Origin of the sequence: Streptomyces sp. Mut1 (genome assembly GCF_030719295.1) — a bacterium.
Taxonomy (GTDB): Bacteria; Actinomycetota; Actinomycetes; order Streptomycetales; family Streptomycetaceae; genus Streptomyces; species Streptomyces castrisilvae.
In genome coordinates, this window is record NZ_CP120997.1 from 4,460,972 (window position 1) to 4,481,176 (window position 20,205).

Below are 20,205 nucleotides of genomic sequence, written 5' to 3' on the forward strand. Positions count from 1 at the left end.
CAACGTGCGTTCCAGTCGCCAAAGCGAGGATCGCATGAGTACGGAATTCCCTACTGAGCCCTTTTCAGCCACCAGTCAGGTTGGAAACGTCTCACTTTCGCATTCTCGTTAGGAGCATTTTCCAAGTGTCTCGCTCCGGGCTTTTCTGATAAAAGGTATCGGGTTGCACGGGATCGCACATCGCCACGAGTACATCCCCTTTTCGGAATAGCACCTCTTGCTCAAAGTTGGTCCACTCACTTCTCCGTGCACGAATTACCCGAAATGTAAGGACATGTCGACCTGGGGTTAGATCGATAAATTTCGTACGCTTGAGGGTTGTGCTGTCCATCTTGCAAAGCACCTGCCCCCCCTCCTCGACGGATGCGATCGACCACTTTCGGTTCACATTTCGGAAGCCGTTCCGCATGGTGCAGTAGAACAGCAGCCCCGACCGTTCACGTCGTTTTGCACGCTGCAGCGTGCGGCGAGCAGAGAAGGGTACCTTGTCTTCATGCTCAATCGAGAGAATGTGAGGGGGCTGGGGCTGCTGCTTCATTGTCGTGATTCCTTACGCGCCTAATCCCTGTTTGATTCCATAATAGGGGTGTTGATAGCCAGGGTCGCCGCCAGAACGGAACCCGCGTCAGTGACCCGTCCACCCCCTGCAGAAGGCGCCACTCTATCGAGGTCAAGCCTCCCTTGGCCCTTCCGAATGAGCTGGCGCCTTTGTGGATGGAGTTGGCTGCTTTGGCTGCTCCAAAGCCCACCCCGCAAACCTTAGCCCTACAGCTCCAGTCTCACAGCCATTCCAATTATTCCTCACACATGCGTCTCTGTCGTTGCGGCGGCAAGGGCGGTCCCCAAGTAGAAGGCCGCGACCGCAACGCCACCGAGTGGCGTGATCATGGACGCGATTCCGAGCCCACGCCGACGTAACCGAGGAGAGTGGAATGGTCATTGATTGTGTCCCTCACCTTATCCATCCCACTCTTAACCTCGAAGTGTCGTGACGGGCCGACGATTCCGTCGGTGGCCCGTTTTCGTGCCGTGAGCTGAGGTTGGGCAGGTCGAAGGCCCGAGTGTCATCTCGGGGAGGCGCCGAGTTCCACTGCTCCGATGTCGGGCTGCTGTCGTAGGGACGAGAAAGTTACTGGTCAGCCGGGGTTCGGCAGGAGTGCGAGCTGGTCCAGTGCGGCGGTGGTGTGGAGGGGCAGGTTGCGCAGGCCGGTGGCTCGGGCGGCCCGGATACGGTCCTCGGCCAGGGCCCGCAGCCGGTGACGGAGCTCGAGTCGAGGTCCTCCTCGCCAAGCTCCGCAGCGCGGACGCCCTGGACCTTTCCCGGGCCGCGGTCGACGGCTCCCACATTTGCGCATTAAAGGGGGCTCCAAGACGGGACGAAGCCCTGTTGACCGGGGCAGAAGCGGCAGCAAGCATCACTTGATCACCGACGCCACCGGCATTCCGCTCGCCGCCACCTTGACCGGCGGCAATCGCAACGACGTCACCCAGCTGATCCCTCTTCTCCAGGCCGTGCCGCCGGTGCGGGGCAAGCGCGGCCGGCCCCGGCGCCGCCCGGACGTGGTGCTGGGCGACCGCGGCTACGACCACGACAAGCACCGTCGCCTGGCCCGGGACCTCGGCGTGAAGCCGTTGATCGCCCGCCGCGGCGCCGGGCACGGCTCCGGCCTGGGCACCCAACGCTGGGTCGTTGAGCGCGTGTTCGCCCATCTGCACTGGTTCCGTCGCCTGCGGATCCGCGGGGAGATACGCGACGACATCCACGAATCCTTCCTCACCCTCGGATTCGCACTCATCTGCCGGCGGCGACTGTGTGCTCCGGCGAGCGATGCCCTGGGCTAGTCAGCCGCCGTCAGCCGGTTGAGAACTTCCATGGGAGTGAAATCCCAGCCGACCAGGCGCGGCCCACTCCAGTTGATGCCGATCTTGAGTCCATCCCGGGCGTAATCGGGCAGTTCGCGATCGCGCCAGGTCTCCAGCGGCATGGATTCAACGCGTAGCCCATGCCCCCAGATCTTCGCTGCCCTCTGGGCGCGGGCCGGGGTCGACCAGAAGGGAAGACTTCGCGCGCCGTCCGCGGAGAGGTGGCTCGGCATTCCGTCGTCATCCCGGACGAGCCAGACGACTCTGCTTTGGCGGACATCCCGGAAGAACGCTGCCGCTTGCGAACCGCTCTGACTCATGGCCACAGAGACTAGCGGTACCCGCCACTCATTTCGTCAGGGGTTCTTAGTCGATCAGGGGTCGTGTACTCCTTCTCCACCCCTGTGACGTATGTTCCACCGACGTTCGTGCAGCGCGGCTCGGTCCCGCTGATGACGCAGGAGTCCTGTGCCGCCGTCGCCGCCCCAAGCGACATCTGACCTGGACGACGCCCGTCCCGACCCGGGCGTACACCTGGTACGGCACGGTGGTTTCGCCATGAGTCTGCCGGTCGGACGTCCCGATGTGGGTCCGGCCTTGATCAGGACGCGGGCGGAGGCGGGGTTGTCGGGGTGGTGTATGGCCTCCAGCCGGTTGAGGCCGCAGTGGTAGAGGCGACGTGCGGATGTCCCTCCACTCGGTGGGGATGTGCTCGAACACGTCAGAGTATTCTGAAGAAGGGGGTGCGCAGGAAGTAGGCCATGTCGGCCCACACGAAGAGGCAGATACTCATTATTCCTGCTGCTGAGGGTGTGACGATGTCCCAATCGCCTGCGACTGCCGTGGCTACGCAGTTGTCACCTTCATGGACGTAGATCTTTAGCCTGCGCACGGTGAATGTGATCCCCAGGCCGTCAAACGCAATGATTCTGGCGGATCGACGAAGAGACGAGTGGGTGCGGATGCTGAACTCCGTACCGTTCAACTCACCCTCGGCTCCGGACTCCAGACGCTTTCGACCCGCGTAGAGGGGTACGCCCAGGTCCCTGACCTTTACCTCGGCTACCCCTGTCAGGGTAACGACCCAATCCTCCCAGGCGTCAGCCAGGGCGACTGGGGTGCGAGTGCTGGACGGGCCGCGAAGCAGTGTGACCTCGCCAAGTGGCGTATCCACTCTCGAGTAAACCGCTTCGGTCTTCGCGGGCGAGCTCCACAGCGCCCCAGAGATGTCGTATTTGAAGTCCTTGTATCTCACAATTCCTCGCGAAGTTCGGGTGACGCACCGGGGGCCCTGGTGGGTACAGGGACCCCGATGTGCCGAATCTTAGTGGTCTTGCCACGGGTCTCCGGCAGGAATCGCGTGCGGGTCAATTCCGCCACTCCATGCTGGGCCCGACGCGAAGTTCATGAGCCAGGAACCTCGCCTCTACACGGGAACCGGCCCAGCGGGTGAAGGCCTTGGCCACACCACCATCGACCTCAAATCCAGCGGCTGGGACAGCAATACCCACCCGCTGATCACTTCCGAAGGCGACAGCAACGGCGATGGCAAACCCGACCTCTATGCCACGAGCCACGACACCAACAAGGGAATCTATTTCTACCCGTCCATCACCACGACCGGCATAGGATCACCTACCGTCGCCGGCACCACCGGATGGCTCAACTTCCAAGCGCTCAGCTGAAGCAGCACGTCCACTGTGGGAGGGCTGCCTGCTGCTCTTGAGAGCAGCCCTCCCCCAGTGGGTTCGACACCTGTTTCGGCACTGATGGTGCGCGGAGGGGCTGGAGCCGGTGGAGATTTTGGGCCGGTCCGGGCCGCAGCGGCAACGGATGCACATTCGAGCGAAGCTCAAGCGGGGACCGGGGGCACATGAGCGGCGGGGTGCGGTGGCGGAGGGAAGACGGGCGGCAGCCCCTGCGATCTTCGTCGGTACGGCTCGTCATGACACGTGAAAGATGTATCTCAAGGATCCATACAGTAGCGCGTGAAGCGCTGCGACAATCAATGGAACTCTGAGAGACAAGGAAAAGGTCTGCACTATCCTTTCGTTTTCGTGAGGATCAGCACTGCTCATGAACGGGAGGATTTTGCACCTGAGTAGCTTGGCTGATGGATAGCCCGCGAGCTGGCCGATCATCGAAGTGCCCACCACGCGTCCCTTGATTTCGCTACCGTCTCTGAGCTTGAAGGTCAGCCCATCACTGACGCTCACTCTGTTTATTTGTCCGTACGGGATGACGCTCTCCGTTACAAAATTGCGCACCGTGACGGATTCGTCGGACAGCGTCACCTGCGGGCGGACGGTGAGTACCCACGCCATCCAGGCGATTGTCACGCTAATGGTTCCACCTGTGAGTGACCTATTGATCAGCGATTCCTCCACTTTCCCTGGAACTATCGCAAGGGATGCTCCTGCCCCGAACATTGCTACGGTTGCAGTCAGTCCTAGGTAACGAACCTTACTGTGGAACGTTCTGCCTCTCTGGGTGACAGCTGTGAACTTATTCAAGGTGGTGGATTCTCGCTCCCTCTGGGTTGGTGGGGCTCTTGGGAGAGGTTGAGGCTAGAACCCAAAAAGTAGGATTTTGATGTTTATGAAAGCGAATGCGGTACCCATTATTGCGGCGAATCCGGCTGGAAGCCTCAGGATGAGGTCATTGCGGTAGAAGGCCGAAAATATCATCTCCCCCAAGAAGTCGGCGACTGCCTCGGCGCAGCCTCGAATGTTGAACGCAAGGAGCGAGCCGATCACGGCCACAAGAACTCCCGCGATGAGCTCTCCGTAGTTCACGGAGTGCGAGGTTCGAGCCGCAAGGACCATCTCGTACATTTTTGCCTCCGGGGGCGCGTGAGACAGCAGGCCCGCACGCCCCGTGTGGTCGTGGAATTCACAGATGATGGGGTGGCCTATTCTGTTGTGTATGAGATTTTGCGTTCCCACTTCGGCTCCAGCGCCGGCTCCTACGGACAATGGGATGGCATGGTGCGTACCAGCCTCGACACTAATTGAGACACCGTCGGCGGACCCTCAAGAAAGATCGAGGTTAAAGAATTTCTCGCATTCCTTCGACGGCCCAGAGCATCCCGATGGGAGTTCTTTGTCGTGATATTGGTCAGAAACTCATGGGCTCCTCGTCCAGGACGTAGCGGACGTCGGACATCGCGTTCACGGAGAACCGGTTCCCGGTCCGGCGGGCAATCGGCGTCGTGCCTTCGGCGCCCCAGGTGCGGCCGGTGACCTGGTCCGAGCTGATCCCGGCCTGGGCGCCGAAGAGAACTTCACCATTGTCCGCCTTCGCCCTGGCCCGGATCGCCCGCCAGGTCTCCTCGTGCCAGACCCGGACCGCTTCCGCGTCCTGCTCTACCGCCCGCTTGTTGGACGCTGGAAGGTCAGCTCCCAACGCTTGAGGTACCTACCCCCCCCGGGCTCGGTGAAGCGGATCCCGTACATCTTGAAGATCAGCTCGGCCATCTGCCCCCGCCCACAGCCGACCCGAAAGCGCCAGGTCGGAGGGGATGTGATCGAGGACAGCCTGCCGCACGGCGGCCTGCTCGGCCTCCGACAGGACCTGGTGCTCTCCCACGCGACGACCCTGCGAGCGGGAGAGCAGTGCGTCCCGCCCGCCGGCCAGTCACTTCGCCAACCAGTCGTCCACAGCCCCGGCCGACATCCCCGTACATGCCGGGCGAGTGGAACGAGTTCGACGTCCCCGAGAACGAGGTCACCGGGCAGGCGGGGCTGAGGCAGATTCTGGCCGCCGTGCATCTGGTGTACTCCCGCTGGGAGGGCCTGCACTTCAAGCCCGGATGGGAGTTCAGGCCGCTGGGCGGTGAGCGGCGCCTGCGCGTCGGCGGGGAGGAGATTCACGCGGACCGGACGGTTCGGCTGCCGGAGCCGGGCCCGCCCCTCGCGGTCGAGCCGACGGTATGGCGTTCCATGCGCTTTCCCCCCCGTCACGAGTCGGCCGCACCCGTGAAAGGGACGCCTGGTGGGCCCGTTTCCCCCTGGGCTCGGTGTGGCCCGTGACGGCAACCACGAGGGCCTCGGCTCAACCGGTGGAGCTGGACACCGGAGGGTTGTCGGCATCGGCCGTCGGGAAGGCCAGCCGGCGGCCGATGTCGGCGGTGACACGGCCCTCGACCATGGTGGCGACGACGCGATGGCCGAACGTCATGCCGTGGAACGGGGTGTTGTCCGACGCGCTGACCGACTCCGTCCGGTCCACCCGCCAGTCGGCCTCGGGGTCCACCAGGGTGAACGTCGCGGGCTCCCCGGCGCGCAGCGGACGGCCCGCTACGTCGGCGAGTCCCGCGATACCGGCCGGCCGGGTCGACATCACCGTGGCCAGGAGGCCCCAGTCCGGTTCGCCGCCGTCGCCCAGGGCCTTTGCGACCACGGGGAGCGCAGTCTCCAGGCCCAGCATGCCGAAGGGCGCCTCGCACCAGTGGTTGTCCTTGCTCAACGCGGTGTGCGGGGCGTGGTCGGTGGCAACGGCGTCGATGGTCCCGTCGCGCAGGGCCGCGCGCAGCGCCGCCACGTCCCCGGCGGTGCGCAGCGGCGGGTTCACCTTGTGCAGGGGGTCCCCGTCGCGCGCCAGGAGATCGGTGAGCAGCAGGTGGTGGGGGGTCACTTCGGCCGTCACCGGCCAGCCGCGCGACTTGGCCCACCTGACGATTTCAACGGTCCCCGCTGTGGAGACGTGGCAGATGTGCAGCCGTCCGCCGGTGGCCCCGGCGATTACCACGTCACGGGCGACGATCGTCTCCTCGGCCGTAGCCGGCCAGGGCGGCAGACCAGTGGCGTGCGCCGCCGCGCCGGCGTTGACCTGGCCGCGCTCCGCGAGACGCGGGCACTGCGCGTGCTGGGCGACGAAAGTTCCGGTGCGGCGGGCTGCCTCCAGTGCCCGCAGCAGGAGCCTTGGGTCCTCGACACATACACCGTCGTCGGAGAACATCAGAGCGCCGGCGGCCGCCATGGCGTCGAGGGGGGCGAGGCTGCGGCCGGCGAGCCCGCTGGTGACGGCCCCCACCGGGTGCACCCGGCAGGACGCGGTTCGTGCCGCCCGCTCGATGATGTGCCGTACCCGCTCGGGGGTGTCGGTCGCCGGCACGCAGTTGGCCATGGCGAGCACGTCGGAGTACCCGCCGTGCGCCGCCGCCCCGGTACCACTCGCGATGGTCTCCGAGGCCGCGTCGCCGGGCTCGCGCAGGTGGGTGTGGAGGTCCACCAGGGCCGGCAGCATGATCAGGCCGTCGCAGTCGGCTGTCGTCGTGTCCGCGGCACTCGTGCCGCCCGCGTTCCCGGGGGACGTCACGGTGGCGATCCGGCCGTCCCGTACGGTCACGTCCCGGGGTGGGCCGCCGAGGGGCCGTACTCCCCGCAGGGTCATCATCCTTGCGGGGCCGTCCGCCCAGGTGCCGTTCACCGGTCGGTGTCCGGGCGCGTGAGGCGGAAGACCGGTCCGTCCGCGCAGATCAGCGGGGACTCCTCGGGACCGCTCCTGGTCCCGGTGGCGCAGCCATGGCAGTACCCGAGGCCGCAGGCCATGTGGGCTTCCAGCGATACCTGGACGTCCGATGCCCAGCGTTGGCCGAGCTCCTCACAGAGCCGGGCCAGCCGTTCCGAACCGCACGTCAGGATCTGCTGCGGAGGGGCCTGGTCGAGGTCTGCGGTCAGCATGGCCCGGAGCCGGGTCACGTCGCTGCTGCCGGTGTCGTCGGTGACCTCGTGCAGTCGGGTCACGCCGGCCGCCCGGTAGACGTCGGCACCTACGACTCTGTCCGCGCTTCTGCCGCTGGCCACGGCGACGATCTCGACTTCGGTCCCGGCGCACTCCTGGGCGACCGTGGTCAGTGAACAGGTGCCGATACCGCGTCCGACCAGAAGAACGCGCCGCGTTCGCGGGGCGATCCGGAATCCCTGGCCCAGCGGTCCCACGACCAGCATCCGTTCGCCGGGGCGGAAGGAGGCCAGCCGGCGGGTGCCGTCACCGACCACCCCGAGGACGATGTCGAGGGTGCCGGCCTCCGGGTTCCGGCTGTACACGGCCATGGGGCGCGGCAGGACGGGGCCCGTGTCCCCGTCCCGGGCCGCGGTCAGCATGACGAACTGTCCTGCCCGGCATGTACGGGCGATGCTCGGTGCTTCCAGGCGCAGGAGGTGGTAGCCCCGGCCGTGCGGGGCGGAGGCGAGGACCCGGGCACGGTGCCAGGTCGGGGCGGGCCGGTCGGTCTCGGACCCGGACAGCGGTGTCACGCTGTCCCGGACCGGTACGCCGGCCGCTGTGTCCGTTATGTCGAGGGTGTTCATGCTACGAGGGCCTCCTGTGCGGACAGCCGGGCCTCAAGTCGCAGGAGACTCGCTGCCAGGATGTCGGTTCCGACGGCGAGTTCGGCCGGACGGGTCAGCTCCTCGGGGCTGTGGCTGACCCCGCCGTTGTGACTGGGGACGAAGATCATGCCGGTGGGCACCACATGGTTGATCATCTGTGCGTCGTGACTGGCCCCGCTCGGCATGACCCGGTGTGCGACCCCGGCCTCCGTCGCGGCCTCGGCGACGGTGTCCCGGAGCCATCGGGGAAGGATGACGGGGGAGGCGTCGGCCAGCAGCCGGGATTCGTATCCGATTCCGCGCCGGGAGCAGATGCTCTGTGCGCCTTCGACGATCTCCGCAGCGGTCAGCCGCTGTCGGTCGTTGTCGACGTCCCGGACGTCGACATACACCTCGACGCTCCCTGCGATCGTGGTGAGGGACCCAGGTGAGACATTCATACGTCCGACGGTTGCGCGGGTGCCGTGATGGCGGCTGTCGTTGGCGAGGGACTCGATCATCAGGATGATCTCCGCCGCCGCGGCCATCGCGTCGGCCCTCAGCCGCATCGGGGTCCCCCCGGTGTGCGAGGCCCGTCCGGTGAGATCGAGGCGCAGCCGGGTGCTGCCCGAGATCAGGTCGACGAGTCCGAGGGGAACGGACTCGGACGCCAGCAGGGATCCCTGCTCTATGTGCAGTTCCAGGAAGGCGGCCCAGTCCTCGCCGCGCCAGCGGGCCGCCTCGGTGTCGTTCGGATCGAGGCCGACAGCTGTCATGGCCTGCGCCAGCGACACGCACTCGGCGTCCTGCTTGGTCTCCAGGTCGGCCGGACCGGTCAGTCCTGCGGCGATCCGGCTGCCCGTGCACGCCTGTCCGAAGCGGGCTCCCTCCTCGGCGGCGAAGGCCACGAACCGGACCGGACGGGTGAGCCGGGTCTCGCTGGAGACATACAGCTGCGCCACCTCCATCGCCGCGACCACACCGGCTATGCCGTCGTACGCGCCGGCGCCCGGCACGCTGTCGAGATGGGAGCCAGTGCCGAGGCCCGGCAGTTCGGGGGTCGTGCCGGGCAGTTCGGCGATCGTGTTGCCGGCCGTGTCCGTGCGCACGTCCAGGCCGAGCGCCCGCATGTGCGCGGCGTACCTGTCGTGGGCCCGGCGTTCGAGCGGGGTGTACGCGAGTCGGGTGACGCCAGGGCCCCGGCCGGGCTCCGACAATCCGGCGAAGGCGTCCAGGTGCGCTTGGAGCCGGCCGGCGTCGGCGCGCGGGAGGGAGGCGAGGGCGGGCGCGGTCATCGGAGTCCGGCCGACGCGGCTTCCGCCTCAGAGAGCAGCGATACCACGGGGACGGAACCCGCGGCGTCGAGTGCCGGCGTGTGCAGGACAGCTGCCACCGCGGCCACTTCGGCGTCCGCGCCGTGCAAAAGGCTGAGCAGGGCCTTCAGCCAGCGCGGCTCCCAGGCGGTCGCCAGCAGCACGACCCGGTCGCCGGGGGTGATGGTGGGGGTGACGGTGGCGATTCCGGACGCGTCGGTGACCCGTAGGACGGTCGCGCCCGTCGCCAGGGCCACGATGTGGGCGAGCACGGCGTCGTCGCTGCTCTCCCACACCGCGATGTGGTCCGGCCTCAGGTCGCGTACGGCGTCGGCGACGGCCCGGCCGATGAGATCGGCCGTGGCCGGGGACACCTGTGTGTTCAGGGTGGTGCCGTAGGCGTCCGTGGCCGCGCCGAGTTCACGGGCGGCGGACAGGATCGCGAGGGTGCTTTCGGTCATCGGGGATCGTCCTCCTTCTGGTCGGCCGCGGGCCCGAGCGGGGCCCGCGAAGGGGTGGCGGAGAAGAGCGCGTGGAACCGTACTCCGTACTGTTCCAGGAGCGTGTCCGCCACACCGTTGTCGCTGCGGTTGAGCACGCTGAGGACGTGGGAGACCCTCATCCCGGCTTTCAGGGCGGCCCGCAGCGGTGGTGCCGCGTCCTGCGCTGTGCGCATCAACGGCACGACGGCGACGGTGTACTCGCCCGCGTGGGCCTCGCCGGTCAGGCGGGCGTCCTGTCCGCTTCCGGTCACCGTCGCGAACGGCAGCCCCGTGTGCAGGGCCAGGGCGGTGGTGGCGGCGATGCCGTCGGGGGCGGCGCACACCAGCCGGTCGGTTCCGGGGGGGAGCGCCTCGGAGAGCAGCGCCGCGGTGCGGCGCAGGATGGACGGCCGGCTCTGGACGGCTACGACGTCGACCCGGCCGTCGCCGGCGGGGGCCACCGCGAGTATGTCGGCGTACAGTTCGGCGCTTCGTTGCTGGGCGCTCTGAAAAGCGCTGGGGACGTCGGGTGCCGTGTGCAGGGCCTGGGCAAGGTTCATGGGGGCTCCGTGGATGGGAGTCGGTGGAGACCGCGCGGGGTCGGGGTAAGGCGCCGGGAGGTGTGGCCCGGCCGCGGAGAGGAGTCAGGTCCGCACCGTGCCGCGTTCGTCCGCGAGACGGGCGATGCCGAGTTCGCGGCACAGGGCGTCGAGGTCCCGCAGGATCCCGGTCATGGCGTACGGGCGGGTGAACGTCGCCGTGCCGATCTGTACGGCGGTGGCTCCGGCCAGGACGAACTCCAGGACGTCCCGCGCGGTGCTGATGCCGCCGCATCCGATGACGGGTATCCCGACGGCCGAGGCGGCCTGCCACACCAGGCGCAGCACTATGGGCCGGACCGCGGGCCCGGACAGTCCTCCCACTCCGTTGCCCAGCACCGCGCTCCGCCCGGTCACGTCGATGGCCATGCCGGGGAAGGTGTTGGCGACTGTCACGGCGGTCGCGCCCGCCTGCTCGGCGGCCCGCGCGATGTCACTGATCGATGTCACGTTCGGGGTCAGTTTGACGATGACGGGCAGTGAAGTGCGCGCCACGACACCGGAGACGACGCGCTCCACGGTCGACGCGTCCGTTCCGATGGCGAGCCCACCGTGCTCAAGGTTCGGGCAGGAGACGTTCACCTCCAGTGCCCTGCAGGGGGCGTCCGCGAGATCCTCGGTGATCCGCCAGTACTCCTCCACGCTGAGGCCTCCGACGCTCACCACGACGGGCACCCCGAACGACCGATAGCGGGGCAGCACCGTGCGGATGAACTCCGTCGAGCCCGGACTGGGGATCCCCACGCTGTTCAGCATGCCCTCTGCGCTCTCGGTGAGCCGGTGCGAGGGGTTGCCGGAACGCCGTTGCGAGAAAAGCGTCTTGGTGACCACCGCGCCCAGCTCATGTACCGGCAGGAGAGCGGCGAGCTCAGGACCGAAGCAGCCCGACGCGGGCATGACGGGGTTGGCCAGACGCAGCGGGCCGAGCCGGACCGCGAGGTCGGTCCGGTACGCGGCGTGGTCCGCGAAGTGCCGGTCACGGTCGTCGAGCACTGCGGGACTGTGGTCCTGGACCTCCATCATGGGGGCCTGCCTTCTGCGTCGGAGGGATCGGGGGAAAGGGGGCGGAAGCGCGCCGGGCCGGCCGGTGTCCGGGCCACCGGCGCGGGGGCGGCGGGGGCGCGGGGCGTCAGCCGCCGAATCGCTCGGTGAGCTTGCGCTCGGCCCAGCCGATGAGGGCGTACATGACCCACGCCATGAGGCAGAGCAGCCCGAGGCAGATGATCACGAGCTTGATGTCGTCGTTGTCCTGGGCCTGCTTCTCCAGGTAACCGAGCCCCGACTGCGCTCCGATGAACTCGCCGATGACCGCCGCTGTCACCGCCTGCAGAACCCCCAGGCGCAGACCTACGGCGATGGCCGGCAGGCTGTACGGCAGGTCGATTTTGACGGCTCTGGCGACCGGCCCGATGCGCAGCAGGCGGACCAGGTCGTCGATGCTCGTGGGCATGGACCGGAGCCGTGTCACCATGTTGATCATGATCGGATAGAAGGACACCATGGCCACAAGAGCGATCTTGGAGCCGATGCCGAGCCCCAGCCAGAGCACGATCAGCGGGGCGATCGAGATCTTCGGGGTTACCTGCGCCACGATGACCAGCGGCATCAGAATGCGTTCGACGAGCGGCACGCGGGTGAAGAGGATCGCCAGGACGACCCCTGCCACCAAGCCGATCAGTACACCCTGCACCACCTCGGCCAGCGTCTGCTGGATGTGCACCGTGAGCACGCCGTCCCCGGTGTACTGCCAGGCCTGACTGGCCACCGTGGCCGGGCTCGGCAGCTTGTAAGCCGGTATACCGAAGGCCGCTGTGGCCAGCCACCAAAGTGCGACACCGGCCAGCAGGGACAGCATGCCGATCAGTACCGGCCGGACGGCGTCGGCCGTCCGGCCAGGGCGGGCGGCCGCCTCAGTCGAGGTCATCCGGCTTCACCACCAGATCACTCGCGTCGAAGGACGTGTCGAGCAGCTTGAACTGCTTCTGGGAGTCGATGGCCTTCTGCCAGCGGGCGAGGTCAGGTGAGCCCAGGCCGTTCTTCTGCGTGTTGTCCGACTGCCACAGGCTCTTGACGAAGAGGTCCTCGACGATCGTGGTGATCTCCTCCTCCTGGCCCTTGAACGAGGTGGCGTACTTCTTTACCGACATATCGACCGCCTTACGCGGGTTCTTGACGGTGTACTCGATCCCCTTGTTCAGCGCGCTGCCGAACGCCTTGACCGTGTCCGGGTCGCTCTTGACGGCATCCTCACCAGTGATGATCACGTTGCCGAAGGAGGGCAGGTACTTGTCGCTCAGGATCTGGTTCACCTCGACCCCGGCGGACTGGAGCGCGTAGTACCGCAGGCGCGAGAAGATGATCGCGTCGACCTGCCCGTTCTTCAGCGCGTCCACGATGACGCCAGTGCCCAGGGTGCGGACCTTCACGTCGGAGACCTTCAGACCGGCGCTCTGGAGCATCGCCTGGAGCTGAATGTAGTTCGGGCTGCCGAGGTCGGTGACCGCGACGGTCTTGCCCTTCAGGTCCGCGGGGGAGTCGATGTTCGCGGAGGGCTGGGAGAGCAGCGAGCCGATGCCCTGTTGATAGGTGGTGTGCACGACCTTGGTCTTGATGCCCTTGCCGTACGCGGTGACGACCGAGTCGCCGTTCGGGAAGCCGAAGTCGACGTTGCCCGACGCCACGTTCTTCACGATGTCGGAGCCCTGGGCGTAGGTGAAATCGACGTCCAGGCCCGCGTCGGAGAAGTAGCCCTGTTCCTTGGCTTCGTACAGCGGGGCGTAGTACGGCACCGCGGCGCCGTCGATCTGGACGGTGACCTTCTTGGTGCCGTCGGACGATGTCTTCGCCGAGCCGGAGGAGCCAGGGCTGCAGGCGGCGAGAAGAGCGGCTACGGCCAGGGCGGCGGGGATACCGACCAGCTTCTGGGACCTTCTGTTCATGATCTTTCCTTGGGGCGAGGTGGGAGTGAAACTCAGCGGTTCCAGTGCAGGAGCTTGCGCTCGGCCAGGGAGACGAGGCCGAAACCGAGGAGCCCGACCGCCACCGTGATGAGGACTGCGGCTATCAGCAGGGGGGTGTCACTGGAGGTGTTGCCGAGCACCATGAGGTATCCCAGGCCACGTTCGGAGGCGAGGTACTCCGCCAGGAACGCGCCGGTCATGGCGTCGATGACGGCGATCTTGGCGCCGGCCAGCAGCGCGGGGACAGCCGCGGGCAGCTGGATCTTCCGCAGATACTGCCAGCGGGACAGGTGCAGCAGCCGGCCGAGTGAGCTGACGTCCGCGGTGACCTCCTTCAGCCCGAGCATCGTGGCCATGGCCATCGGGAAGAAGACCAGCAGCAGGATGAGCGCGTACTGAGAGGTCAGGCTGAGACCGAACCAGAGCACCAGCAGCGGTGCGACGGCGATCTTGGGAGCGGCCTGGAGCAGCACCATGTAGGGCGCGAGGATCTCCCGCACCGTACGGGAGGCCCACAGCACCCAGCCCAGGGCGATACCGATCAATGACCCGCCGAGGAATCCCAGCACGATGTTGCGCAGGGTGTAGCTGAGGTTGGGCCACAGCGTGCCGTCCGTTACCAGCTTCACCCCCGCGTCCAGTACGTCGCCGGGAGCGGGCAGCAGATAGGACGGTACGTCGGCCAGCCTGACATAGGTGCTCCAGGCCGCCAGCACGGCCGCCGCGTAGGCGAGCGGCGTCAGTATCCGTACGGTCCTGCGGAGGGCGCCGCTGTGGCGGAGGCCGGATCCTGCGGGACGCTTCCCGTCCCGGCCGGGAGCCGGGCGGCGGGTGAGGGTTTCCGTACTCACACCAGCTCCTGACGGAGCATGCCGGAGAACTTCGCGAATTCGGGCAGCTGCCTGGTCTCGGGGGTGCGGTCACGGTCCAGGGGGACGGTGTGGATGGCCTTGATGCGGCCCGGCCGTGCCGACATCACGGCCACACGGTCGGCGAGGTAGGTGGCCTCCTCGACGCTGTGGGTGACCAGGACGATGGTCTTGTGGGTCGTTTCCCAGATGCGTAGCAGGTCGTCGTGGAGCCGGTCCCTGGTGATGGCATCCAGCGCCCCGAAGGGTTCGTCCATGAGCAGGATCCGGGGGTTGTAGGCCAACGCGCGGGCGATGGCGGTGCGCTGGCGCATGCCGCCGGACAGTTCCTTGGGGAACGAGTCGGCGAAGTCGGTGAGACCGACCAGGTCGAGCAGGTTCGCCACCTGCTCGCGCCCCTGCTCCGAGGTGTCGCGCTGCGCCTCCAGACCCAAGGCGACATTGCGCCGGACTGTGCGCCACGGAAGCAGCGCCGGCTCCTGGAAGACGAAGCCGATGTCCTTGCCCGGACGCGGAGGGACACTCCAGTCCAGGTCTCCTTCGAAGTCTGTGTCCAGGCCGGCCATCATCCTCAGCAGTGTCGACTTGCCGCACCCGGAGGGCCCGATGAGCGCGACGATCTCGCCCTCGCCCACGTCCAGATCTACGTCCTCCAGAGCCACCACCGTCGAGCGCTTGGCAGAGGTGTAGGTCTTGTGGACCCCTCGGACCGACAGGAGAGGGCTCATGCGGACCCCGCCCCCCGACATCGCACGGTCCGAGACGCTCGTGCCGCGGTGACACCCGTCATCGGTGTGTGTGGAGTGGTGTGGCATGAAGATCTCCTCAATCGTCACGGCGTCGGTGCCCGTACGGAGCCCAGCGGGATCGTTCCGGATCACCGGCACACCACCAAGATTTCCGTATTTGGAAAACGGGCTTCCACTTCGCTAGTCAGAGACTGGATGCTTTTTCGGCCATAGTCAAGGCCCTAGATCTCGGCCCGCAAATCGGGTATACCGTCAGGCGTGTTCGCTTTTTCCGGATGTGTGGGGCCGACGCAGGAGCAACCCGCGTGCTGGAAAGTTACGTTCCCGGTCACACACTTCTTCCACTCATGAAAATTGAGTCTTCATAAGGAGGTCGTCGCCGATGGCGAGAAGCGCACAGGATCCATGGCGCAAGGGGGCGCCGCCCCATCTCCCGGCCGGAGCCGGCACCCTCCCACCGGTCTGTCTGCTCCCGGGAGACCCCGCCCGGGTCGACCTGGCCGCCGAGGTGCTCGACGACTTCCGAATCCTCGGCCAGAACCGAGAGTTCAGGATCGGTACCGGCCGAGCACCCGGCGGCCGGCGGATCGCGGTTTGCTCGACCGGTATCGGAGGCCCCTCCACCGAGATCGCCGTTGTCGAGCTCGCCCGGCTCGGAGTAACGACCGTTCTGCGCACCGGCGGCATGGGCGCCCTGACCGGCCGTATCCCACCGGGTACCGTGTGCGCGGCTGTTCGGGCGGTACCCGGCAGCGGCGCCGCCTCGCACTATCCCGGCGACCCGGATGGGCCGACGGCCCATCCGGCCGTGCTGACCGCCCTCCGGCAGGCAGCGCGCGGCCTGGACGTACCGCTCACCGAGATCTCCGTCGCCACCGTCGACTCGTACTACCTCGGGCAGGGACGGCCACTTCCCGGACACGAGGAGCGCGCGGCCGCCAGGATGGACGTCCTGCGAGGACTGGGCATCGACGGCCTGGAGATGGAGACCGAGACGGTGCTGGCGGTGGCCGGGGCCCTCGGCGTACGAGCAGGTGCCGTGCTGGTCGCGCACGCCAACCGTGCCACCGACGACTGGCTTGAGGACTACCGCCCCGCGCAACTCGCCATGCTGCGGGTGGCGGTGAGCGCGGCGGCGCTACTCTCGGACGACGGCGATCCGCAGGCGGGCACCGCGATCACGACCTCGACAGCGCACGGGTGACTGCACATCACTGGAGCACTCGCGAGCGGGCGTGACAACGGCGCCAGGACGATGTCCTCCGTCCGCGCCCGGTAGCCCCTTGCCCCCGACGAACGGACGGACCGCTGAGTACCGACAGTTACACCAGAACGCTGCGCATCCTGCGGGTCATCGCGGCCCATTTGCGCGGCATGTCGTTGCAACAACTGCATGAGGAGCTGGGCATCCCGATAGGCAGCCTGCACCGGGTGATGGCTGCGCTCGTCGCGGAACGCTACGTGACCCGCTCTCCCAGCAACCGCCGGTACTTCATCGGACCGGCCTTCAGCGAGCTGTCCACGATGGCCGTCACTTCCCAGGGCACGGCGGTCAGCCCGCCGCGCCCCATGGAAGAGGTCGCCAAGGAAAGCGGCGAGACCGTGTTCCTCACCGAACTGACAGGCTCACGCCTGCTCTGCGTGGCTCTGGTCGAGGGCATACACCCGCTACGCCTGTTCGTTCGGGTGGGCCAGGACATGCCACCGCACGCGGCGGCCTCGGCCCGCAGCATCCTCGCTTACCAGACACCCGAGACCGTCGCCATGGTGCTGCGCGAGCAGGAGCTAACGGCCTACACCACAGACACCCCGCACACGGCGGGGCACGTGACGGCCCATCTCGTCCAGGTGCGGATGCAGGGTTTCGACGTGTGCGAGAACGAACTGGACGACGACGTCTGGGCGGTGTCCGCCCCCGTATTCGGCTCCACCGGCCAGACCACGTCCAGCATCACCCTCGCTGCCGCGGGCCAGCGGATGCGGGACCCGCTGGCCCGTACCCGCGCCACCGAATCCGTCCTGCGGGCCGCCCGCGCACTCTCCATGGAACATGGATACGTCGCCAGCACCTCCCCCACCCTCCCTCGGCCCTCCCCCGAACCCGCCGGATAGGAGCGGGCCGGCCCTTCGCGACGGGCGCGGGCCCCGTACCCAGCGGGGGCCCGGTGCGTCCAACTGCGAGAACGGATACAGGCGGCCGGGCCAGTCGGGAGTGCTGGAGAAACAGCAGTTGAAACAGCAGGTCAAGGCGGTTTCCGGGTGGGCGGTGACCTCAGCGGCCCCCTGAAGCAGCCGCCCCGGCAACCGGCCGCCCCGCCGCCGCCCCCGCGTACGCCCCGCCCACGTCCCACGCCTGGTGCATCGCGTCGGCGAAGGCGGCGGCCAGGTGGTGTTCGCCGGTCGGGCCCGGGTGGGTGCCGTCGTACGTGTCCGTGTGGATGTCGTACGCCGGGGGGTGGGAGGCCAGGAGGAGGGGCGAGGCCGGGGTGTCCAGGTCCGCCACCGCCTTCGCGAGGAGTTCGTTGAAGCGGGCGCACTCGGCGGCGAACGGGGCGTCCGACTCGGCGCGTATGTTCGGGATGACCGGGAGCAGGACGCACCGGACGCGCGGGTTCGCCGTACGGGCGGCGGCCAGGAAGGCGCGGGCGTTCCGGGCGGTCTGCCCGCTGTTCGTGTAGAAGCCGAGGTCTATCAGGCCGAGCGAGACGAGCAGGACGTCCGGGCGGTGCGCGGCGACCGTCTCCGCGATCACCGGGGCCATGTGCAGCCAGCCCTCGCCCCAGCCGGCCAGGTGGCGGCGGGCCGGGAGCGGGAAGTCCTCGGCGGCGTACGCGGAGGAGGCCGCGGCGCCCGTTTCGGTGTCGTACAGCTCCGTGCGCGGGCCGACGAGTGCGAAGGGGCCGTCGAGGGACGCCGACAGGTGCTGCCACAGGCGGTAGCGCCACGTGAAGTCGCCGGCGCGCCCGATGGTCATGGAATCGCCGACACACATGAAACGCATGGCGCCATCATGGCGGATCTTGGCTACGGCCCGGTACGTGACGATGGACACTTGTGCCATGCGTTCGTACCGACTGACTGCCCTGGGCTCCGCCGCCCTGCTCTCCCTCGCCGTGGCGGCGCCCGCCGCGGCCGATGACGACGGGGCCGACCGGACCTTCACGATCGAGGACCCCCGCATCACCGAGTCCAGCGGCCTCGCCGCGAGCCGCGCCCACCCGGGGATCTACTGGACGCACAACGACAGCGACGACGGGCCGTACGTCTTCGCCGTCGACTCCCGCACCGGGAAGACCGTCGCGACGATCACCATGAAGGGCGTCGGCGCCCCGCGCGACGTGGAGGCGATCTCGCTCGGGTCCGACGGGAATCTGTACGTCGGCGACATCGGCGACAACCTCAACGGCAGCTGGGACCACGTCTGGATCTACCGGTTCCCCGAGCCGAAGGTGCTGAAGGACGCGACCGTCCGGGCCACCCAGTTCGACGTCAAGTACGCCGACGGCCCGCGCAACGCGGAGGCGCTGATGGTCCACCCCAGGACCGGACGCGTCTACATCGCGTCGAAGAACGAGGAGGGCGGCGGGCTGTACGAGGGGCCCGCCGAGCTGAAGACCGGCTCGGACAACGTCTTCCGGCGGGTCGGAGAGGTGCCGTGGGTGACGGACGGGGCGTTCTCCCCGGACGGCAAGGAACTGGTCCTGCGCTCCTACTTCAGCGCCCGCGGCTACACCTTCGCCAACGGCCGGCTCGGCAAGGACTACCCCGTCGAATCGCCCCTCCTCCCGCAGTCCGAGTCCGTGACGTACACGGCGGACGGCGCCGCCCTGATGTACGGCTCCGAGGGCGAGCGGAGCCGTGTCGTACGGGTGGACCTGCCGAAGACCGGGGACGGCGGCGGGGGCGGTGCCACCCACCGGGCCGGGGGGATCAAGGAGTCGGCGGACTCCGACGGCGACGGGGTGCCGGTGAAGGGCACCACGCTGACCGGAGTCGCCGTGCTGGCCGGGATCGGGCTGCTGCTGTTCCTGGGCCGGCGGCGCCGCAAGGGGTGAGCGCGCTCAGGTCTCCAGCGGCCGGATCTCGTAGTGCAGGGTCCTGTCCCGTTTGACGCGGTGGGTGAGCGGTACGAGCACGCCCTGCATCGCCGGGTACTTCCGGGACAGCATCCGGGACGCGTGCGTGTTCTCCTTCGACCCGGCCGGGAGGAGGCGCGCGTGGGCCTCGATCTGCGGCCCCGTCGGGCGCCCGCGTACGGTGCACGGGCCGATCCGCACCCTCGGGTGGTTGCGCATCCGCTCCACCTTCCACGCCGAGGAGAACGTACGGATGTAGGCGTGGTCGCCCTCGACCGCGATGTGCACCGGGGTGTCGGCATGCGTCCCGTCCTGCCGCTGCGTGCTCAGCAGGACGGTGTACTGCTTCACGTAGGGCTTGAGCTCCGGGATCGTATCCATACCTCCATGGTGCGCCGGTTCGGCCCGGTGTCATCCCGGCAGCCGCCGGGCGACAGGCGTTTCGCGTAAGGTCCCCGGTCCATGACGACCGATCGCGGCCCTCGCAGCCCCGCCCCCTTCACCACTCCCCGCCTCGACGCCCTGCCCCTGCGGGTGGCGCACGCGGACGAGATGGCCGCCGTGCTGGCCGACCCCGCCCTGCACACCTTCACCGGAGGCGCCCCGGAGACCGCCGAGGCCCTGCGGGCGCGGTACACACGCCAGACCGCCGGTTCGCCGGACCCCGCCGAGCTGTGGTGGAACTGGGTGCTGCGGGAGCGGGAGACCGGCCGGCTGATCGGCTATGTGCAGGCCAGTGTGCGTGGCGGGCTCGCCGAGATCGCCTGGGTGGTGGGCGTCCCGTGGCAGGGGCGGGGGTACGCCGGGGAAGCGGCCCGGGGGCTCGTCGGCCACCTGCGCGGGACGGGGATACGGACCGTCGTCGCCCACATCCACCCCGAGCACACCGCGTCCGCCGCCGTGGCCGCCGGGGCCGGTCTGGAGCGGACGGGGGAGTGGGAGGACGGCGAGGAACGGTGGCGGCTGGGGGAGGGGTGAGC

23 protein-coding genes and 1 pseudogene are annotated in these 20,205 nt (G+C 68.0%); 6 read left to right on the forward strand and 18 right to left on the reverse strand.

What is annotated here, in order from left to right; all coding sequences use genetic code 11:
* Positions 1 to 1,273: 1,273 nt before the first annotated feature.
* Positions 1,274 to 1,842: pseudogene (locus tag P8A18_RS19250) on the forward strand (IS5 family transposase); the annotation flags it as partial.
* Here P8A18_RS19250 and P8A18_RS19255 read toward each other — a convergent pair.
* Positions 1,839 to 2,183, reverse strand: a complete 345-nt coding sequence (locus P8A18_RS19255) for a DUF2750 domain-containing protein (RefSeq protein ID WP_306056099.1) — start codon at positions 2,181 to 2,183, stop codon at positions 1,839 to 1,841. The pseudogene P8A18_RS19250 and the gene P8A18_RS19255 overlap by 4 nt on opposite strands.
* 401 nt (positions 2,184 to 2,584) lie before the next feature.
* Positions 2,585 to 3,118 carry a hypothetical protein gene (locus tag P8A18_RS19260; protein ID WP_306056100.1) on the reverse strand — a complete coding sequence of 178 codons (534 nt, stop codon included), beginning with the start codon at positions 3,116 to 3,118 and terminating at the stop codon, positions 2,585 to 2,587.
* 151 nt (positions 3,119 to 3,269) lie between these two features.
* Here P8A18_RS19260 and P8A18_RS19265 point away from each other — a divergent pair, with 151 nt between their 5' ends.
* Entirely contained in the window at positions 3,270 to 3,548 is a 279-nt protein-coding gene (locus tag P8A18_RS19265) for a hypothetical protein (protein ID WP_306056101.1), read from the forward strand.
* A 258-nt stretch (positions 3,549 to 3,806) separates the two neighbouring features.
* Here P8A18_RS19265 and P8A18_RS19270 read toward each other — a convergent pair whose 3' ends face one another.
* From P8A18_RS19270 to P8A18_RS19330, 14 genes are all read right to left on the reverse strand, one after another.
* Positions 3,807 to 4,376, reverse strand: coding sequence for a hypothetical protein (locus tag P8A18_RS19270; protein ID WP_306056103.1), 570 nt, complete (start codon positions 4,374 to 4,376; stop codon positions 3,807 to 3,809).
* A 54-nt stretch (positions 4,377 to 4,430) separates the two neighbouring features.
* Positions 4,431 to 4,697 (reverse strand): hypothetical protein, encoded by a 267-nt coding sequence (locus tag P8A18_RS19275; RefSeq protein ID WP_306056104.1) that lies wholly within the window; start codon positions 4,695 to 4,697, stop codon positions 4,431 to 4,433.
* A 283-nt stretch (positions 4,698 to 4,980) separates the two neighbouring features.
* Positions 4,981 to 5,268, reverse strand: coding sequence for a hypothetical protein (locus tag P8A18_RS34440; protein WP_445978195.1), 288 nt, complete (start codon positions 5,266 to 5,268; stop codon positions 4,981 to 4,983).
* Positions 5,229 to 5,954 (reverse strand): winged helix-turn-helix domain-containing protein, encoded by a 726-nt coding sequence (locus P8A18_RS34445; RefSeq protein ID WP_445978196.1) that lies wholly within the window; start codon positions 5,952 to 5,954, stop codon positions 5,229 to 5,231. The genes P8A18_RS34440 and P8A18_RS34445 overlap by 40 nt, the downstream gene beginning before the upstream one ends.
* Positions 5,917 to 7,260, reverse strand: coding sequence for a dihydroorotase (locus P8A18_RS19285; RefSeq protein WP_371933781.1), 1,344 nt, complete (start codon positions 7,258 to 7,260; stop codon positions 5,917 to 5,919). Before P8A18_RS19285 ends, P8A18_RS34445 begins: the two co-directional genes overlap by 38 nt.
* A gap of 29 nt (positions 7,261 to 7,289) precedes the next feature.
* Positions 7,290 to 8,177 (reverse strand): iron-sulfur cluster-binding protein, encoded by an 888-nt coding sequence (locus tag P8A18_RS19290; protein WP_306056107.1) that lies wholly within the window; start codon positions 8,175 to 8,177, stop codon positions 7,290 to 7,292.
* On the reverse strand, positions 8,174 to 9,472 hold the full coding sequence (locus tag P8A18_RS19295) for a Zn-dependent hydrolase (RefSeq protein ID WP_306056108.1): 1,299 nt from the start codon (positions 9,470 to 9,472) through the stop codon (positions 8,174 to 8,176). The genes P8A18_RS19290 and P8A18_RS19295 overlap by 4 nt, the downstream gene beginning before the upstream one ends.
* Positions 9,469 to 9,951, reverse strand: coding sequence for a hypothetical protein (locus P8A18_RS19300; protein WP_306056109.1), 483 nt, complete (start codon positions 9,949 to 9,951; stop codon positions 9,469 to 9,471). Before P8A18_RS19300 ends, P8A18_RS19295 begins: the two co-directional genes overlap by 4 nt.
* The gene (locus tag P8A18_RS19305) at positions 9,948 to 10,532 is read right to left on the reverse strand and encodes a hypothetical protein (RefSeq protein WP_306056110.1); all 585 of its coding nucleotides are present in this window, start codon (positions 10,530 to 10,532) and stop codon (positions 9,948 to 9,950) included. The genes P8A18_RS19300 and P8A18_RS19305 overlap by 4 nt, the downstream gene beginning before the upstream one ends.
* Positions 10,533 to 10,616: 84 nt before the next feature.
* On the reverse strand, positions 10,617 to 11,594 hold the full coding sequence (locus tag P8A18_RS19310; RefSeq protein ID WP_306056111.1) for a dihydroorotate dehydrogenase: 978 nt from the start codon (positions 11,592 to 11,594) through the stop codon (positions 10,617 to 10,619).
* Between the two features lie 106 nt (positions 11,595 to 11,700).
* Entirely contained in the window at positions 11,701 to 12,495 is a 795-nt protein-coding gene (locus P8A18_RS19315) for an ABC transporter permease (protein ID WP_306056113.1), read from the reverse strand.
* On the reverse strand, positions 12,482 to 13,510 hold the full coding sequence (locus P8A18_RS19320) for an ABC transporter substrate-binding protein (protein WP_306056115.1): 1,029 nt from the start codon (positions 13,508 to 13,510) through the stop codon (positions 12,482 to 12,484). The genes P8A18_RS19315 and P8A18_RS19320 overlap by 14 nt, the downstream gene beginning before the upstream one ends.
* A 32-nt stretch (positions 13,511 to 13,542) precedes the next feature.
* Positions 13,543 to 14,382, reverse strand: a complete 840-nt coding sequence (locus tag P8A18_RS19325; protein WP_306056117.1) for an ABC transporter permease — start codon at positions 14,380 to 14,382, stop codon at positions 13,543 to 13,545.
* Positions 14,379 to 15,128: an ABC transporter ATP-binding protein gene (locus tag P8A18_RS19330; protein ID WP_306056119.1), complete on the reverse strand. Its 750-nt coding sequence runs from the start codon at positions 15,126 to 15,128 to the stop codon at positions 14,379 to 14,381. The genes P8A18_RS19325 and P8A18_RS19330 overlap by 4 nt, the downstream gene beginning before the upstream one ends.
* A gap of 403 nt (positions 15,129 to 15,531) precedes the next feature.
* On the opposite strand from P8A18_RS19330, the gene P8A18_RS19335 reads away from it, so the two are divergent.
* Entirely contained in the window at positions 15,532 to 16,353 is an 822-nt protein-coding gene (locus P8A18_RS19335; protein WP_306056120.1) for a nucleoside phosphorylase, read from the forward strand.
* A gap of 131 nt (positions 16,354 to 16,484) precedes the next feature.
* Entirely contained in the window at positions 16,485 to 17,261 is a 777-nt protein-coding gene (locus P8A18_RS19340; protein ID WP_306061005.1) for an IclR family transcriptional regulator, read from the forward strand.
* Between the two features lie 160 nt (positions 17,262 to 17,421).
* Here P8A18_RS19340 and P8A18_RS19345 read toward each other — a convergent pair whose 3' ends face one another.
* Entirely contained in the window at positions 17,422 to 18,150 is a 729-nt protein-coding gene (locus P8A18_RS19345) for a GDSL-type esterase/lipase family protein (protein ID WP_306056122.1), read from the reverse strand.
* Between the two features lie 58 nt (positions 18,151 to 18,208).
* On the opposite strand from P8A18_RS19345, the gene P8A18_RS19350 reads away from it, so the two are divergent.
* Positions 18,209 to 19,204 carry a WD40 repeat domain-containing protein gene (locus P8A18_RS19350; RefSeq protein WP_306056124.1) on the forward strand — a complete coding sequence of 332 codons (996 nt, stop codon included), beginning with the start codon at positions 18,209 to 18,211 and terminating at the stop codon, positions 19,202 to 19,204.
* Between the two features lie 6 nt (positions 19,205 to 19,210).
* Here the strand turns inward: P8A18_RS19350 and P8A18_RS19355 are convergent, their stop codons facing one another.
* On the reverse strand, positions 19,211 to 19,606 hold the full coding sequence (locus P8A18_RS19355) for a PPOX class F420-dependent oxidoreductase (RefSeq protein WP_306056126.1): 396 nt from the start codon (positions 19,604 to 19,606) through the stop codon (positions 19,211 to 19,213).
* A gap of 81 nt (positions 19,607 to 19,687) precedes the next feature.
* Between P8A18_RS19355 and P8A18_RS19360 the strand changes: the two genes are divergently transcribed.
* Entirely contained in the window at positions 19,688 to 20,203 is a 516-nt protein-coding gene (locus tag P8A18_RS19360) for a GNAT family N-acetyltransferase (RefSeq protein ID WP_306056128.1), read from the forward strand.
* Positions 20,204 to 20,205 lie beyond the last annotated feature (2 nt).

What these genes read in the sequence shown, in the direction of transcription:
- P8A18_RS19345 (WP_306056122.1), bottom strand. Translation starts at nt 18,150, where the DNA reads ATGCGTTTCATGTGTGTCGGCGATTCCATGACCATCGGGCGCGCCGGC.
- P8A18_RS19300 (WP_306056109.1), bottom strand. Translation starts at nt 9,951, where the DNA reads ATGACCGAAAGCACCCTCGCGATCCTGTCCGCCGCCCGTGAACTCGGC.
- P8A18_RS19355 (WP_306056126.1), bottom strand. Translation starts at nt 19,606, where the DNA reads ATGGATACGATCCCGGAGCTCAAGCCCTACGTGAAGCAGTACACCGTC.
- P8A18_RS19265 (WP_306056101.1), top strand. Translation starts at nt 3,270, where the DNA reads ATGAGCCAGGAACCTCGCCTCTACACGGGAACCGGCCCAGCGGGTGAA.
- P8A18_RS19360 (WP_306056128.1), top strand. Translation starts at nt 19,688, where the DNA reads ATGACGACCGATCGCGGCCCTCGCAGCCCCGCCCCCTTCACCACTCCC.
- P8A18_RS19350 (WP_306056124.1), top strand. Translation starts at nt 18,209, where the DNA reads ATGCGTTCGTACCGACTGACTGCCCTGGGCTCCGCCGCCCTGCTCTCC.
- P8A18_RS19305 (WP_306056110.1), bottom strand. Translation starts at nt 10,532, where the DNA reads ATGAACCTTGCCCAGGCCCTGCACACGGCACCCGACGTCCCCAGCGCT.
- P8A18_RS19275 (WP_306056104.1), bottom strand. Translation starts at nt 4,697, where the DNA reads ATGTACGAGATGGTCCTTGCGGCTCGAACCTCGCACTCCGTGAACTAC.
- P8A18_RS19310 (WP_306056111.1), bottom strand. Translation starts at nt 11,594, where the DNA reads ATGATGGAGGTCCAGGACCACAGTCCCGCAGTGCTCGACGACCGTGAC.
- P8A18_RS19320 (WP_306056115.1), bottom strand. Translation starts at nt 13,510, where the DNA reads ATGAACAGAAGGTCCCAGAAGCTGGTCGGTATCCCCGCCGCCCTGGCC.
- P8A18_RS19330 (WP_306056119.1), bottom strand. Translation starts at nt 15,128, where the DNA reads ATGAGCCCTCTCCTGTCGGTCCGAGGGGTCCACAAGACCTACACCTCT.
- P8A18_RS19285 (WP_371933781.1), bottom strand. Translation starts at nt 7,260, where the DNA reads ATGATGACCCTGCGGGGAGTACGGCCCCTCGGCGGCCCACCCCGGGAC.
- P8A18_RS19290 (WP_306056107.1), bottom strand. Translation starts at nt 8,177, where the DNA reads ATGAACACCCTCGACATAACGGACACAGCGGCCGGCGTACCGGTCCGG.
- P8A18_RS19255 (WP_306056099.1), bottom strand. Translation starts at nt 2,183, where the DNA reads ATGAGTCAGAGCGGTTCGCAAGCGGCAGCGTTCTTCCGGGATGTCCGC.
- P8A18_RS19335 (WP_306056120.1), top strand. Translation starts at nt 15,532, where the DNA reads ATGGCGAGAAGCGCACAGGATCCATGGCGCAAGGGGGCGCCGCCCCAT.
- P8A18_RS34445 (WP_445978196.1), bottom strand. Translation starts at nt 5,954, where the DNA reads ATGCCGACAACCCTCCGGTGTCCAGCTCCACCGGTTGAGCCGAGGCCC.
- P8A18_RS19295 (WP_306056108.1), bottom strand. Translation starts at nt 9,472, where the DNA reads ATGACCGCGCCCGCCCTCGCCTCCCTCCCGCGCGCCGACGCCGGCCGG.
- P8A18_RS19315 (WP_306056113.1), bottom strand. Translation starts at nt 12,495, where the DNA reads ATGACCTCGACTGAGGCGGCCGCCCGCCCTGGCCGGACGGCCGACGCC.